A 13964-nucleotide genomic window follows, 5' to 3' on the forward strand; every position below is an offset into this window, starting at 1 on the left:
CGCCTTTTTATCGCGAGATCAATGACATGTTTGCAAATTTTCAGAACGAGATTCTGCTTGCCGCGCGACTGCTGCTTGGCGGCGCCTTTGTCTTTGCCGGCTTGCGCAACATCCAGAACAGGGCGTTCCTGACCAAATTGATGACCGAACGCGGCGTGCCGCAGGCGGGGCTGGCGCTGTGGCTCGGCATCCTCCTGCAGGTCGTCGCCGGCGGCCTGATCGTGGCGGGCGTCTGGGCGACACTTGGGGCTGCTTGCCTTATCCTGTTTCTGGTCGTCGCAACGATCATGTTCGACAATTTCTGGGATCATCAGGGCCCTGAGCGAGCGGCGCGGATCAACGGCTTTGTCGCCAATGTTGCGCTGGCCGGAGGGTTCCTGGCGCTGATGGCGCAGCCGCTTTGAGCGCGGCTGCGATTGTCTCCGTCACGCGGCGTATCGCAGGCCACCGTCGCAGGTCAGCACCTGGCCGGTCATGAAGCCGTTGGAGACCAGGAAAGCGATCGCGTCGGCGACGTCCTCGGCGCGGCCGATACGGCCGACGGGCGTCTTGCCGGCATATTCGGCAAAGACCGCTTGCCGCTGGTCGTCCGGCAGAAAATCCCACCACGGCGTGTCGATGACACCCGGAGCGACGACATTGACGCGCAGCGGCTTCAACTCCACGGCGAGGATCGGCGCCACGGTCAGAAGCATGCCGTTGATGGCGCCGATGCCGGCGATGCCGGGCGCGGCGAGCTGCGCCGAAACGGCCGAAATGAAGGTCGCTGATCCATGTTTGCTCAACGTCGGCAGGGCCGCCTGCAGGCAGGAGAGCTGCGGCCGGATCTTTTCGTCGACGCCGCCGCCGATGTCGGCGAGGTCGAGGGTCGCGAACGGCCCAAGCCCCTTGCCGCCGCTGGCGGCCAGGACGAGGTGATCGAAATGCCCGAGGCCGTCGAAGAAATGCCGGACTTCATCCGGCCTGGTCGCGTCGAAGGCGGCCTTGCCGACGCTGCCGCCAAGGGTCCTCCAGGCGTCCTTGAGCTTGTCCTCGTTGCGGCCGGTGATCGTCACTTTCATGGCGGGACCGACCAGCCGCCTTGCCGTGGCCAGGCCGATGCCGGATGAGCCGCCGATAATGACGCAATGCTCGATTTTCTCACTCATGACTGTTTTTCCCTGGTTGTGGCTGAGGCGCGCTCGATCAGTTCGAGGCTCAATGAGTGCAACTGCCGGCGGGCCTTTTCGTCGTAGGCCTGGGCGTCGGCGCGGGATTCGCGCTGGCCGTCGAAATAGAGGCCGCTGCGGCCCTCGATCGCCGGCGACGTCGCAAGGTTGAGGATGGCGTCGGCGCCGGTCTCGACCGAGCTCCACGGCGTGACGCCCGCCTGCCGGACCATGGTCGTGTCCATGTAGCTTGCCGGATGCAGCGCGTTGACGGTGACGCCGCTGCCTTTCAGCTCTCCGGCCAGATCGACGGTGAACAGGATCTGCGCCAGCTTGCTCTGGCAGTAGGCGCGCACGCCGCTGTAGCCTTGGGTCAGCATGACGTCGTCGAAATCGATCGCCTGCTGGCCGGCCGAGGCGACATTGACGATGCGCGCCGGCGCGCTCGCCCTGAGCAGCGGCAGCAGCTCCGAGGTCAGCAGGAAGCCGGCGAGATAATTGACGGCGAAGCGCAGCTCGTAGCAGTCGGCGCTGACCTGCCTTTTCGACGCTTCGCCGGCAGTGCCGATACCGGCATTGTTGATCAAAATGTCGAGCCGGTTTGTTCTGGCGCGCACGGCTTCGGCGAGGCGCCTGACCTCGGCAAGCGACGAGAGATCGGCGACGACAAGCTCGGCCTTGCCGCCCGCGGCCTCGATGGCGGAAGCGACTGCCTTGCCTCGGCCTTCATCGCGGCCGTGCACCAGCACGCGGGCGCCGCTTGCGCCGAGCCTCTCCGCGACGACGCGGCCGACGCCGTCGGTCGATCCGGTGATGAGGACGGTCTTGTCTTTCAAATCCATGTTCAGAGCCTCCATGTTTTGCTCTGAACGCAAGATGGGGCGAGGTGCGCATCCCAAACAGTTCAAACTTTATCCTGGTATCAATACTGCTATAATAAGCCCCATGGATACGATCTCCCATTCGCCGGAAGACAGCCGCCGGCGTGAGCTTGGCGCCTTCCTGCGCTCGCGCCGTGAAAGGCTTTCACCCGGGACCGCCGGCATCGCCTGCGGCGCGCGCCGGCGCACGCCGGGGCTGCGGCGCGAGGAGGTAGCGATGATCGCGGGCGTCGGCACGACCTGGTACACCTGGCTTGAACAGGGCAGGGACGTCCGTCCCTCGGTGGAAGTGCTGACGGCGCTGTCGGAGGCGTTGCGCCTCGATGCAGTCGAGAAGCGTCATCTGTTCATCCTTGCCGGCCGCCAGCAGCCGGAGCGGCGCATTGTGGTGCCGGAAAAGGTCGACGATCCGCTGTTGCACATGCTGCAAAGTCTCGTCCTGCAGCCGGCCTATGTCGTCGGCCGGCGCTGGGACGTGCTGGCCTGGAATCCGGCGGCGGTGGCCGTGTTCGGCGATTATGGGTTGCTGGAGGGCGACGCCCGCAACATCGTCCACATGGTGTTCACCAGCCCGCACCATCGGCGCCTGCTGGTCGACTGGGAGGAACTCGCGCGCGTGGTGCTGGCTTCGTTTCGGGCGGAGAGCGCCAAATATGTCGGCGATCCGGATTTCGACCGGCTGATCGCGTTGATGATGCGCTCAAGCCCCGAGTTCCGCGACTGGTGGCCGCGGCGCGACGTGGCGCGAAAGCTGACCGGCGTGAAGCACGTCCGGCATCCGACCGCGGGCGCGATGGTGTTCGAGCATATGAGCCTGTCGATCGATGACGGTTCCGACATACGGCTGATCGTCTACACGCCGCTTGCCGAGCAGAATTCGATCGCCAAGCTGCAAAAGCTGCTCGATGCGCTGCCCCCTGAACGGCGCAGCGCCTGACGCCATCCGACGTTCAGCCCTTCGGCTTCAGCCCATCGATGAACAATTGCTCGAGGAACCGGGCGGCATCCTCGAAGCGGCCGTCGCCGCCGCGGTCGGGGCCGAGCACGGCGCGCACCTGGACGTCGAAATCGGCATAGTGCTGCGTCGTCGCCCAGATCGAGAAGATCAGGTGCCAGGGGTCGGTGCGGGCGATCTTGCCGGCGCGCATCCAGCCCTTGATGACGGCGGCCTTCTCGTCGACCAGCGTTTTCAGCTCGCCTTCCAGCAGGGGCATGATGCGCGGCGCGCCCTGCAGGATCTCGTTGGCGAAGAGCCGGCTTTCGCGCGGGAAATCGCGCGCCATTTCGAGCTTGCGCCTGATGTAGCTGCGCAGCTCGGTGAGAGGGTCGCCGATGTCGTCGAGTTCCCTGAGCGGCGCCAGCCAGGTCTCGAGCAGCCGCTCCATCAGCGTTTCGTGAATGTCTTCCTTGCGGCGGAAGTAGTAGAGCAGGTTCGGCTTCGACATGCCGGCCGCTTCGGCGATCTGGTCGATGGTCGAGCCGCGAAAACCGTTGGTGGAGAAGACCTCGAGCGCTGCTTCCAGGATCAGCTCGCGCTTTTCCTGCTGGATGCGGGTGCGCCGGGGAGCGGAACCTTCCATGGCGGCCGTCACCCCTGCAAACCTTCGCCGCGAGCGCCATCTGGACCAATTCTCTGGACCAGTTTTTCCTTGGCCTGTGGAGCGCGCTTCGGATGCGGCATTTCCGTTAGTAATCCCTTGACCGCCGACATGGCGGTGCTAACGTTTGTCCAATCGGTCAAAATTTGCGTAGCACGAAAACGCAGCTGAGACCAAGTGCTGGGAAGACCAAGCGTTAGCCGCACCGAAACAGGTTACAAGGGGAAGTCTTGGTCATGTCCAACCGGCTGAAAGTCACGCCGAACGATCTCAGCGCATTCTGGATGCCGTTCACGGCGAACCGGCAGTTCAAGCAAGCGCCTCGCATGTTCGTGTCCGCCAAGGACATGCATTACACGACCAGCGACGGCCGCAAGGTACTCGACGGCACCGCCGGTCTCTGGTGCGTCAATGCCGGCCACTGCCGGCCGAAGATCACCGAGGCGATCCAGCACCAGGCGGCCGAGCTCGACTATGCGCCGGCCTTCCAGATGGGCCACCCGATCGTGTTCGAGCTGGCGAACCGCCTGGTCGACATCGCGCCGAAGGGCATGGACCATGTCTTCTTCACCAATTCGGGTTCGGAATCGGTCGATACCGCGCTGAAGATGGCGATCGCCTATCACCGCGCCAGGGGCGAAGGCTCGCGCACCCGCCTGATCGGCCGCGAGCGCGGCTATCACGGCGTCAATTTCGGCGGCATCTCGGTCGGCGGCATCGTCAACAACCGCAAGATGTTCGGCACGCTGCTCGGCGGCGTCGACCATATGCCGCACACGCATCTGCCGGAAAAGAACGCCTTCTCGAAGGGCGTGCCGGAACACGGCGCGGAACTCGCCAACGAGCTGGAGCGCATCGTCGCGCTGCACGACGCCTCGACCATCGCGGCCGTCATCGTCGAGCCGGTGGCCGGCTCGACCGGCGTCATCCTGCCGCCGAAGGGCTATTTGCAGAAGCTGCGCGAGATCTGCACCAAGCACGGCATCCTGTTGATCTTCGACGAGGTCATCACCGGCTTCGGACGCCTCGGCACGCCGTTCGCCGCCGACTATTTCGGTGTGACGCCTGATATCATGACGACCGCCAAGGGCGTCTCCAACGGCGTCATCCCGATGGGCGCGGTATTCGTGACGAAGGAGATCCACGACGCCTTCATGACCGGACCCGATCACATGATCGAGTTCTTCCACGGCTACACCTATTCGGGCAATCCGATCGCCTGTGCCGCCGCGCTCGGCACGCTCGACACCTACAAGGAAGAGGGCCTGTTGACCCGCGGCGAAGAACTGGCGCCCTACTGGGAAGATGCGCTGCATTCGCTGAAGGGCGAACCGAACGTCATCGATGTCAGGAACATCGGCCTGATCGGCGCGATCGAACTGGCGCCGATCGCCGGGCAGCCGACGAAGCGGGCCTTCTCGGCCTTCGTCAAGGCGTTCGAGCACGGCTTGCTGATCCGCACCACAGGCGACATCATCGCACTGTCGCCGCCGCTGATCATCACCAAGGGCCAGATCAACGAATTGATCGACCATCTGCGGGATGTGCTGAGGTCGATCGACTAGACCTGCTTTGTCCGGTGGGGCGGCGTCGGGAACCGCCGCCCCATCGGGTACTGAAATGAGAGGACTTTGAATGGCCGCCCCCGGCGAGAATCTGCGAATCAATTCAGACCGTTTGTGGGATTCCATCATGGAGATGGCGAAGATTGGCCCCGGCATTGCCGGCGGCAACAATCGCCAGACCGTGACCGACGAGGATGGCGAGGGCCGGCATCTATTCAAGCGCTGGTGCGAGGCCGCCGGCCTCGAAATGGGGCTCGACGAGATGGGCACCATGTTTGCCCGCCGCGAGGGCACCGATCCCAGTCTGCCGCCGGTCTATGTGGGCAGCCATCTCGACACCCAGCCGACCGGCGGCAAGTATGACGGCGTGCTCGGCGTGCTCGGCGGGCTGGAAGTCGTGCGCTCGCTCAACGATCTCGGCATCAAGACCAAACACCCGATCGTCGTCACCAACTGGACGAACGAGGAAGGCGCGCGCTTCGCGCCGGCGATGATGGCGTCCGGCGTCTTTGCCGGCGTGCTCGACCAGGCCGATGTCTACGAACATGTCGACAAGGACGGCAAGAAGTTCGGCGAGGAATTGGAGCGCATCGGCTGGAAAGGCGCCGAGAAGGTCGGCGAGCGCAAGATCCACGCCTTCTTCGAACTGCATATCGAGCAGGGGCCCATTCTTGAAGATGAAGGCATCGACATCGGGGTCGTCACCCACGGCCAGGGCCTGAAATGGCTGCAGGTGACGCTGACCGGCAAGGAGGCGCATACCGGCTCGACGCCAATGCCGAAGCGACGCAATGCCGGCCTCGGCATGGCGCGGGTGATCGAGCTGGTGCACGAGATCGCCATGGACTACCAGCCGGACGCGGTCGGCGCGGTCGGCCACATGCAGGCCTATCCGAACTCGCGCAACATCATTGCCGGGCGCACCGTCTTCACCATCGACATCCGCTCGCCGGAAAAGGAGGTGCTCGACGCCATGGACGCGCGCGTGCGCGAAGGCATCGACACGATCTGCGATGCGCTCGACATCAAATACCAGATCGAGCAGGTCGGCCATTTCGATCCGGTGACCTTCGACAAGAACTGCGTCAAGGCGATCCGCGATGCCGCCGAACGGTTGGGCTATTCGCATCGCAACATCGTCTCTGGCGCCGGCCACGACGCCTGCTGGATCAACCGCGTTGCCCCGACCGCCATGGTGATGTGCCCATGCGTCGACGGGCTCAGCCACAACGAGGCTGAGGAGATATCCAAGGAATGGGCCGGCGCCGGCGCCGACGTTTTGTTCCATGCGGTGGTGGAGACTGCAGGGATTGTCGAGTGAGCCATGGGCGACCCGGACGATGTGAATTTCGGCGCCTTGCTAACTCTCATCCGAAAGGAGATCGACTCATACGATTACCAGGCACTGGTACGAGATCGAACAGATCGAGTAGGTATCCCAGTGCCGCAGGAGCGTATTGATGCTGACTTGGCGCGATTTCGTTTGGCATTGGTGACGCCTTACTGGATCGATGTTGTTCGCCGCGACACGATCGAAGATCTGAACAACGAAACGCCTATTGTTGAAAGATGCGCAGTGGTGACCGACGATAGAGACGGCTACCTGTTGGCTTACCAGCCGCAACGGCGCGAGTTTTTGTTGGTTGGCCGGACTGGAGAAGGATACGCAACCATTGGTGTGCGAGGCGATCCAGTTGGTTGCTATTTAGCAATGTAGTGGTCTTGGGGCAGCCGCCGGAAAGAGCTGGCGCCCTGGCACCAGAGCAAGGGGAACATGAAAATGACCAAAGTCATCAGGAACGGCACCATCGTCACGGCCGACCGCACGTGGAAGGCCGACGTGCTGATGCAGTACGGCAAGATCGTCGCCATCGGCTCCAACCTGCACGGCGACCATGAGTTCGACGCCACCGGCTGCTACGTCATGCCGGGCGGCATCGATCCGCACACCCATCTCGAAATGCCGTTCATGGGCACCTATTCGGCCGACGATTTCGAATCCGGCACCCGCGCGGCACTTTCCGGCGGAACGACGATGGTGGTCGATTTCTGCCTGCCGGCGCCGAAACAGTCGCTGCTCGAAGCGTTGCAGATGTGGGACAACAAGACCTCGAAGGCGGCCTGCGACTATTCATTCCACATGGCGGTCACCTGGTGGGGAAAGCAGGTGTTCGACGAGATGGCGACCGTCGTCGACAGGGGCATCACCTCGTTCAAGCACTTCATGGCCTACAAGGGCGCGCTGATGGTCGACGACGACGAGATGTACGCGTCGTTCCAGCGCTGCGCCGATCTCGGCGCGCTGCCGCTGGTGCATGCCGAGAATGGCGACGTGGTTGCAGCCCTTTCGCAGAAGCTGCTCGCCGCCGGCAACAACGGCCCCGAGGGGCATGCCTATTCGCGGCCGCCGGAAGTGGAAGGCGAGGCGACCAACCGCGCCATCATGATCGCCGACATGGCCGGCGTGCCGCTCTATGTCGTGCATGTCTCCTGCGAGCAGGCGCATGAGGCCATCCGCCGGGCGCGCCAGAAGGGGATGCGGGTGTTCGGCGAGCCGCTGATCCAGCACCTGACGCTCGACGAGAGCGAATATTTCAACAAGGACTGGGACCACGCCGCGCGCCGCGTGATGAGCCCGCCCTTCCGCAACAAGCTGCACCAGGACTCGCTGTGGGCCGGCCTGCAGGCCGGATCGCTGCAAGTGGTGGCGACCGACCATTGCTCGTTCACCACGCAGCAAAAGCGCAACGGCGTCGGCGACTTCACCAAGATTCCGAACGGCACGGGCGGGCTCGAGGACCGGCTGCCGGTGCTGTGGACCACCGGCGTCAACACCGGCCGGCTGACGATGAACGAGTTCGTCGCGGTGACCTCGACCAACATTGCCAAGATCCTCAACATGTATCCGAAGAAGGGCGCCATCGTCGAAGGCGCGGACGCCGACATCCTGGTCTGGGATCCGAAGCGCAAGAAGACGATCACCTCGAAGAAGCAGCAGTCGGTGATCGACTACAATGTGTTCGAAGGCTTCGAGGTGACCGGCCTGCCGCGCTTCGTCTTCTCGCGCGGCGAATTGTCGATCGAGGAGGCGGAGGTCAAGGCCAAGGTCGGCCATGGCGAATTCGTCGCCCGCGAGCCGAACGCCGCGGTCAACCGGGCGCTGTCGACCTGGAAGGAGATCAGCGCGCCGCGCAAGGTGGAACGCACCGGCATTCCGGCGACCGGGGTCTGAGCGTGCGCGTTTCTCATTTTGCGTTTGCGGCCGCAGCGCTGCTCGTCGCCGGTCAGGCTTCCGCGGCTGCGATCGACCTGTCGAAACCCTATGGCAACAAATCCGGCTGCATCAACAAGAACGGCCAGGAAATCTATGCCGAGGACATGCTGCTGTTGACCGACGAGGCATTCGTCACGGTGGCGAGTGCCTGCACCTTTACCGAAAAGAAGGCACAGGCCGACGGCTCGCTGCTGGTCAAGGCGCAATGCCAGGCGGAAGGCGAGGAGGGTGAGTCACCCGCCCAGTTCACCATCAAGCGCAGCGCCAAGAACGCCAAAAAGCTGGTGATCGCCGACGAGGACGGCAATGTCATGGGAGAAGTCTCCCGGTGCAAATGACGCTTGGAGTTTTTCCTTCGGTTCCGAAGCAAGACAGCATTTGTGCGACGCCAAGCGATCCCGCTTGGCTGCAAAATGCCTTAGGCAACCAGCGCATCCAGTTCCGGCAGCAGGACGACGCTTTCCTGCTCGTTGGGGTCGGTGCGGGCGATGACCGCCGAAGAGGGCGCGCCGCTCAGATTGGCGGGCAGGTGCGGCACGCCGGCGGGGATATAGAACAGGTCGCCGGCCTTGACGACGATGTGGTGCTCGAGGCGGTCGCCATACCAGGTGTGGACCTCGCCGGTGAGCACGTAGATCGCCGTCTCATGGTTCTCATGCATATGCGCCTTGGCGCGGGCGCCAGGCGGCATGGTGAGCACGTGCATGCAGATGCCGGACGAGCCGACCGACTCGGTGGCAATGCCGGCGAAATAGGTCAAACCCTGCTTGCCTTCATAAGTGCTTTCGGGGCGGATAAGATGACAAGTCGGTTTGAGCGACATCGGGGAAACTCCGGGCGTCGGGCTGGCGGGACAAGGCCAATGGGGCAGGGTGAGTGGAAAACAACGTCGCGATAAAAGCAATCGGAATCCAGCCGGCGCCGCAGGCACGGGAACGGGCAGGCGCCAGCCAATGACCGGACAGTCGCCAGCCGTCGTTTCGGCAAGCAAGCTTGGCCTCACCTTCCAGACCAATGACGGTCCGGTGCAGGCGCTGTCCAATGTCGACCTCACCATCGGCAAGGGCGAATTCGTCTCCTTCATCGGCCCGTCCGGCTGCGGCAAGACGACCTTGCTCAGGGTCATCGCCGACCTGGAGAAGCCAACCTCGGGAGCGATCTCGGTCAACGGCATGACGCCGGAGCAGGCGCGCGAGAAACGCGCCTATGGCTATGTCTTCCAGGCAGCCGCCCTTTTCCCGTGGCGCACGATCGAGCGCAATGTGGCGCTGCCGCTGGAGATCATCGGCCTGTCCAAGGCAGAGCAGGCGGAGCGCATCAAGCGCACGCTGGAACTGGTCAACCTCGCCGGCTTCGAGAAGAAATATCCCTGGCAGCTTTCCGGCGGCATGCAGCAGCGCGCCTCGATCGCCCGTGCGCTCGCTTTCGACGCCGATTTGCTCCTGATGGACGAACCGTTCGGCGCGCTCGACGAGATCGTGCGCGACCATTTGAACGAACAGCTTCTGGAATTGTGGGAGCGGACCAACAAGACGATCTGCTTCGTCACCCATTCGATCCCCGAGGCGGTCTATCTGTCGACCCGCATCGTCGTCATGTCGCCGCGGCCGGGCCGCGTCAGCGACGTCATCGAATCGACCCTGCCGCGAAAGCGGCCGCTCGACATCCGCGAGACGCCGGAATTCCTGGCGATCGCCGCGCGCGTGCGCGACGGCCTCCGGGCAGGGCACAGCTATGATGATTGACCGCCGTCAGGAGCGAGCGCCTGCCCGCGCCTTCGTCATCCCAGGGCGGAGCGCCCGCGATGCGGCGTGCGTGAAGGGAGCGGCCAACCACGCGAAGAGGAAGGCACCCGGCCTTCGCTTCGCTCCGGCCACCCTCTCCCTGGTGGGGAGAGGAGAGGGGCAGCGCTGATGGACTCCTTCCGCTCGAAAATCATCCCCGTCACAACCATCCTCGCGGCCGTGGTGGTCGCCTGGTACGTCTTCGCCGTCGTCCTCAACGCGCCGTTCCAGCGCGATCTCGACCAACGCGCCAACGAGACGCCCGGCACCGCCGAATTCATCGGCAAGACGCTGTCGCAGCCGAAGCCGACGCTGCCGGCGCCGCATCAGGTGGCGATGAATTTCTTCGAGAACACCTTCCTGCGGTCAATCACCTCGAACCGCAGCCTGGTCTACAACGCCTGGGTGACGCTGTCCTCGACGCTGCTCGGCTTTGCCTTCGGCACCGCGCTCGGCATCGTCATTGCCGTCGGCATCGTGCATGTGGCGACGCTCGATCGCAGCCTGATGCCGTGGGTCATTGCCTCGCAGACGATTCCGATCCTGGCCGTTGCGCCGATGATCATCGTGGTGCTGGCGGCGGTCGGCATCACTGGGCTGATCCCCAAAGCGCTGATCTCGACCTACCTGTCTTTCTTCCCGGTGACCGTGGGCATGGTGAAGGGGCTGCGCTCGCCGGAGCTCATGCATCTCGACCTGATGCATACCTACAATGCCAGCCGCGCGCAGACCTTCTGGAAGCTGAGGGTGCCGGCATCGGTGCCGTTCCTGTTCACCTCGATGAAAGTCGCGGTGGCGGCAAGCCTGGTCGGCGCCATCGTCGGCGAGCTGCCGACCGGCGCTGTCGCCGGCATCGGCGCCAAGCTGCTTTCCGGCGCCTACTACAGCCAGTCCATCGACATCTGGTCGGCGCTGGTCGCCGGCTCGGTCGTGGCAGCACTTCTGGTGATGGTGGTCGGCGTTGCCGGCCGCCTCGTCGACCGCGCCATGGGCGGGAGGCCGGCATGAGTTGGCTCAAACCATCCTGGCAAGGGCTGCTGGCGATCCTGCTATGCCTGATCGCCTTGGCCCTCGGCGCGATGTCGAAGCCGGAAGCGGCGGCGCTGGCGCAACCTGAAGCGTCTTTCGACTATCCCTACCTTGCGACGAAGGGGCTGATGTTCGGCCTGCTGCTGCTGGCAGCTCTTGCCTCGATGGCCAGGCTGACCACGATCGTCGAAGCCCTGGTGCTTTTCATCGGCGCGCATCTCGCCGCCTGGCTGCTGATCACGGGCATAAACGGCTATGAAGGCACGGCGCTGGCGCCATTCTTCCTGCTGCTCGCCGCGGCCTGGCTGCTGGGATGGCGCTGCGTGGCGGTGCTGTCTTCGCTGCGCCCGGTGGCGAACTGGGTGCGGACCGCCCTGCGGCTGATTATCCCGGCGATCTTCGGCGCCTGGATCCTGATCATCTGGGAAGCGGTGACCCGGGGAGCCGGCATTCCCTTCATCCTGTTGCCGCCGCCAAGCGCCATCGGCGCGCGCATCGCCGGTTCGCTGCCGGTACTCGGCGCCGATGTCCGGCAGACCATCTTCAAGGCGGTGATCTTCGGCTATGTCGTCGGCAGCGGCGCCGGCTTCCTCGCGGCGATCGCGGCCGACCGCGTGCCGTTCCTCAGGCGCGGGCTCTTGCCGATCGGCAACATGGTCTCGGCGCTGCCGATCATCGGCGTGGCGCCGATCATGGTGATGTGGTTCGGCTTCGACTGGCAGTCAAAGGCGGCGGTCGTCATCATCATGACCTTCTTCCCGATGCTGGTGAACACGGTCGCCGGGCTTGCCGCTTCCGGCCACATGGAGCGCGACCTGATGCGCACCTATGCGTCGGGCTATTGGCCGACGCTCATCAAGCTCAGGTTGCCGGCCGCCGCTCCCTTCATCTTCAACGCGCTGAAGATCAACTCGACGCTGGCGCTGATCGGCGCCATCGTCGCGGAGTTCTTCGGCACGCCCGTCGTCGGCATGGGATTCCGCATTTCGACCGAGGTCGGGCGGATGAACATCGACATGGTCTGGGCCGAAATCGCAGTTGCAGCACTGGCGGGTTCGGTCTTTTATGGCGTGGTCGCTCTTGTCGAAAGAGCCGTCACGTTTTGGCATCCCTCTGTCCGTGGTGGATAGGGGCGGTGGGTTTAAGGGTGCTAACTTCAGAGGGTAAAAACATGAAAAGACTGATTATTCCTGTCCTGGCCGGCGCGATGTCGCTGGCCGCTTTCCAGGCGATGGCCGCCGACAAGGTGACGCTGCAGCTGAAGTGGGTCACGCAGGCCCAGTTCGCCGGCTACTATGTCGCCAAGGCCAAGGGCTTCTACGAAGCCGAGGGCCTCGACGTCGACATCAAGCCCGGCGGCCCCGATATCGCTCCCGAGCAGGTGATCGCCGGCGGCGGCGCCGACGTCATCGTCGACTGGATGGGCGGCGCGCTTGCCGCGCGCGAGAAGGGCGTGCCGCTGGTCAACATCGCCCAGCCGTTCAAGAAGGCCGGCATGGAGCTGGTCTGCCCGAAGGATGGCCCGATCAAGACCGAAGCCGACTTCAAGGGCCACACGCTCGGCGTCTGGTTCTTCGGCAACGAGTATCCGTTCTACGCCTGGATGAACAAGCTCGGCCTCAAGACTGAGGGCGGCCCGGACGGCGTCACCGTGCTGAAGCAGAGCTTCGACGTGCAGCCGCTGATCCAGAAGCAGGCGGACTGCATCTCGGTCATGACCTATAACGAATACTGGCAGCTGATCGACGCCGGCTACAAGCCGGAACAGCTCACCGTGTTCAACTACTCGGCCATGGGCAACGATTTGCTCGAAGACGGGCTCTATGCGTTGGGAGACAAGCTCAAGGATCCGGCCTTCGAGGACAAGATGGTGCGTTTCGTGCGCGCTTCGATGAAGGGCTGGAAATATGCCGTGGACAACTCCGACGAGGCAGCCGGCATCGTCATGGACAATGGCGGCCAGGACGAGAACCACCAGAAGCGGATGATGGGCGAAGTCGCCAAGCTGATCGACAATGCCGATGGCAAGCTGATTCCGGAAGCCTATGAGCGCACCGCCAAGGCGCTGCTCGACCAGAAGATCATCACCAAGCAGCCGGAAGGCGCGTACACCACGGCGATCACCGACAAGGCGATCAAGTAGGTCGGCTGAACGGTAACATCCCGATCTCGAGAACGGCGCCTCAGAGGCGCCGTTCCTTTATGGTGTTCATGACGAAGCTGGTCTCGATCGAGGCGACGCATTTCAGCCGCGCGATCTTTTCCTTGATGAAGCGCTCGTACTGCTCGAGGCTTCCTGCCACCACCTTCAGCACATAGTCGCGCGAACCGGTGACGAGGTGGCATTCAAGCACCTCTTCCCAGCCGCGGATCGCTTCCTCGAACATGACGATCTCGTCCTCGTTCTGGCGGCTGAGCCGGATGGTGGCGATGGCGACCATGCCCCAGCCGAAGGCGGCCGGATCGACCAGGGCGGTATAGCCTCTGATGACGCCGGCTTCCTCCAGACGCCGCACGCGCCTCAGGCAGGGCGACGGCGACAACCCGATCCGCTCGGCAAGCTCGTTGTTGGTGATGCGGGCGTCGGCTTGCAGTTCACGCAGGATCTTGCGGTCGAAATCGTCGGCTATCTTCTGCTGCACTTTTTGGCTCTCCAGGCAATTCATTGCGACAACGCAGCCATGG

16 protein-coding genes are annotated in these 13964 nt (G+C 63.8%); 11 read left to right on the forward strand and 5 right to left on the reverse strand.

Features of this window, described 5'->3' with window-relative positions; all coding sequences use genetic code 11:
- Positions 1-26 precede the first annotated feature (26 nt).
- Positions 27-404, forward strand: a complete 378-nt coding sequence (locus EN786_RS08995; RefSeq protein WP_127312123.1) for a DoxX family protein — start codon at positions 27-29, stop codon at positions 402-404.
- Between the two features lie 21 nt (positions 405-425).
- Here EN786_RS08995 and EN786_RS09000 read toward each other — a convergent pair whose 3' ends face one another.
- The gene (locus EN786_RS09000; RefSeq protein ID WP_135908234.1) at positions 426-1148 is read right to left on the reverse strand and encodes an SDR family oxidoreductase; all 723 of its coding nucleotides are present in this window, start codon (positions 1146-1148) and stop codon (positions 426-428) included.
- Complete coding sequence (locus EN786_RS09005; protein ID WP_135908237.1) at positions 1145-1990, reverse strand: SDR family NAD(P)-dependent oxidoreductase; 846 nt, start codon at positions 1988-1990, stop codon at positions 1145-1147. The genes EN786_RS09000 and EN786_RS09005 overlap by 4 nt, the downstream gene beginning before the upstream one ends.
- Positions 1991-2093: 103 nt before the next feature.
- Here EN786_RS09005 and EN786_RS09010 point away from each other — a divergent pair, with 103 nt between their 5' ends.
- The gene (locus tag EN786_RS09010) at positions 2094-2966 is read left to right on the forward strand and encodes a helix-turn-helix transcriptional regulator (RefSeq protein ID WP_127311433.1); all 873 of its coding nucleotides are present in this window, start codon (positions 2094-2096) and stop codon (positions 2964-2966) included.
- 13 nt (positions 2967-2979) lie between these two features.
- On the opposite strand, the gene EN786_RS09015 is transcribed toward EN786_RS09010, so the two are convergent.
- On the reverse strand, positions 2980-3609 hold the full coding sequence (locus tag EN786_RS09015) for a TetR family transcriptional regulator C-terminal domain-containing protein (protein ID WP_127311434.1): 630 nt from the start codon (positions 3607-3609) through the stop codon (positions 2980-2982).
- A 254-nt stretch (positions 3610-3863) separates the two neighbouring features.
- Between EN786_RS09015 and EN786_RS09020 the strand changes: the two genes are divergently transcribed.
- The 5 genes from EN786_RS09020 (at position 3864) to EN786_RS09040 (ending at position 8804) form a co-directional block, all read left to right on the forward strand.
- Positions 3864-5192, forward strand: a complete 1329-nt coding sequence (locus EN786_RS09020; RefSeq protein WP_127283263.1) for an aspartate aminotransferase family protein — start codon at positions 3864-3866, stop codon at positions 5190-5192.
- A 70-nt stretch (positions 5193-5262) separates the two neighbouring features.
- Positions 5263-6513 carry a Zn-dependent hydrolase gene (locus EN786_RS09025; RefSeq protein ID WP_127311435.1) on the forward strand — a complete coding sequence of 417 codons (1251 nt, stop codon included), beginning with the start codon at positions 5263-5265 and terminating at the stop codon, positions 6511-6513.
- Between the two features lie 3 nt (positions 6514-6516).
- Positions 6517-6909: a hypothetical protein gene (locus tag EN786_RS09030; RefSeq protein WP_127311436.1), complete on the forward strand. Its 393-nt coding sequence runs from the start codon at positions 6517-6519 to the stop codon at positions 6907-6909.
- Between the two features lie 63 nt (positions 6910-6972).
- Positions 6973-8424 (forward strand): dihydropyrimidinase, encoded by a 1452-nt coding sequence (gene hydA, locus EN786_RS09035; protein WP_135908239.1) that lies wholly within the window; start codon positions 6973-6975, stop codon positions 8422-8424.
- A gap of 2 nt (positions 8425-8426) precedes the next feature.
- Positions 8427-8804, forward strand: a complete 378-nt coding sequence (locus EN786_RS09040; RefSeq protein ID WP_189340688.1) for a hypothetical protein — start codon at positions 8427-8429, stop codon at positions 8802-8804.
- Positions 8805-8884: 80 nt separating this feature from the next.
- Here EN786_RS09040 and EN786_RS09045 read toward each other — a convergent pair whose 3' ends face one another.
- Entirely contained in the window at positions 8885-9289 is a 405-nt protein-coding gene (locus EN786_RS09045) for a cupin domain-containing protein (RefSeq protein ID WP_127311867.1), read from the reverse strand.
- A gap of 130 nt (positions 9290-9419) precedes the next feature.
- Here EN786_RS09045 and EN786_RS09050 point away from each other — a divergent pair, with 130 nt between their 5' ends.
- The 4 genes from EN786_RS09050 (at position 9420) to EN786_RS09065 (ending at position 13422) form a co-directional block, all read left to right on the forward strand.
- A complete protein-coding gene (locus EN786_RS09050; protein WP_127311868.1) occupies positions 9420-10211 on the forward strand; it encodes an ABC transporter ATP-binding protein in 792 nt (263 codons plus the stop codon).
- A gap of 168 nt (positions 10212-10379) precedes the next feature.
- Complete coding sequence (locus tag EN786_RS09055; RefSeq protein ID WP_127311869.1) at positions 10380-11258, forward strand: ABC transporter permease; 879 nt, start codon at positions 10380-10382, stop codon at positions 11256-11258.
- Positions 11255-12409, forward strand: a complete 1155-nt coding sequence (locus EN786_RS09060; protein ID WP_127283269.1) for an ABC transporter permease — start codon at positions 11255-11257, stop codon at positions 12407-12409. Before EN786_RS09055 ends, EN786_RS09060 begins: the two co-directional genes overlap by 4 nt.
- Positions 12410-12450: 41 nt before the next feature.
- A complete protein-coding gene (locus EN786_RS09065; protein WP_126053856.1) occupies positions 12451-13422 on the forward strand; it encodes an ABC transporter substrate-binding protein in 972 nt (323 codons plus the stop codon).
- A gap of 40 nt (positions 13423-13462) precedes the next feature.
- Here EN786_RS09065 and EN786_RS09070 read toward each other — a convergent pair whose 3' ends face one another.
- Positions 13463-13921 (reverse strand): Lrp/AsnC family transcriptional regulator, encoded by a 459-nt coding sequence (locus EN786_RS09070; protein WP_126093047.1) that lies wholly within the window; start codon positions 13919-13921, stop codon positions 13463-13465.
- Positions 13922-13964: the final 43 nt, after the last annotated feature.

Source organism: Mesorhizobium sp. M4B.F.Ca.ET.143.01.1.1, assembly GCF_004792275.1.
Taxonomy (GTDB): Bacteria; Pseudomonadota; Alphaproteobacteria; order Rhizobiales; family Rhizobiaceae; genus Mesorhizobium; species Mesorhizobium abyssinicae.

What these genes read in the sequence shown, in the direction of transcription:
- EN786_RS08995 (WP_127312123.1), top strand. Translation starts at nt 27, where the DNA reads ATGTTTGCAAATTTTCAGAACGAGATTCTGCTTGCCGCGCGACTGCTG.
- EN786_RS09000 (WP_135908234.1), bottom strand. Translation starts at nt 1,148, where the DNA reads ATGAGTGAGAAAATCGAGCATTGCGTCATTATCGGCGGCTCATCCGGC.
- EN786_RS09005 (WP_135908237.1), bottom strand. Translation starts at nt 1,990, where the DNA reads ATGGATTTGAAAGACAAGACCGTCCTCATCACCGGATCGACCGACGGC.
- EN786_RS09010 (WP_127311433.1), top strand. Translation starts at nt 2,094, where the DNA reads ATGGATACGATCTCCCATTCGCCGGAAGACAGCCGCCGGCGTGAGCTT.
- EN786_RS09015 (WP_127311434.1), bottom strand. Translation starts at nt 3,609, where the DNA reads ATGGAAGGTTCCGCTCCCCGGCGCACCCGCATCCAGCAGGAAAAGCGC.
- EN786_RS09020 (WP_127283263.1), top strand. Translation starts at nt 3,864, where the DNA reads ATGTCCAACCGGCTGAAAGTCACGCCGAACGATCTCAGCGCATTCTGG.
- EN786_RS09025 (WP_127311435.1), top strand. Translation starts at nt 5,263, where the DNA reads ATGGCCGCCCCCGGCGAGAATCTGCGAATCAATTCAGACCGTTTGTGG.
- EN786_RS09030 (WP_127311436.1), top strand. Translation starts at nt 6,517, where the DNA reads ATGGGCGACCCGGACGATGTGAATTTCGGCGCCTTGCTAACTCTCATC.
- hydA (WP_135908239.1), top strand. Translation starts at nt 6,973, where the DNA reads ATGACCAAAGTCATCAGGAACGGCACCATCGTCACGGCCGACCGCACG.
- EN786_RS09045 (WP_127311867.1), bottom strand. Translation starts at nt 9,289, where the DNA reads ATGTCGCTCAAACCGACTTGTCATCTTATCCGCCCCGAAAGCACTTAT.
- EN786_RS09050 (WP_127311868.1), top strand. Translation starts at nt 9,420, where the DNA reads ATGACCGGACAGTCGCCAGCCGTCGTTTCGGCAAGCAAGCTTGGCCTC.
- EN786_RS09055 (WP_127311869.1), top strand. Translation starts at nt 10,380, where the DNA reads ATGGACTCCTTCCGCTCGAAAATCATCCCCGTCACAACCATCCTCGCG.
- EN786_RS09060 (WP_127283269.1), top strand. Translation starts at nt 11,255, where the DNA reads ATGAGTTGGCTCAAACCATCCTGGCAAGGGCTGCTGGCGATCCTGCTA.
- EN786_RS09065 (WP_126053856.1), top strand. Translation starts at nt 12,451, where the DNA reads ATGAAAAGACTGATTATTCCTGTCCTGGCCGGCGCGATGTCGCTGGCC.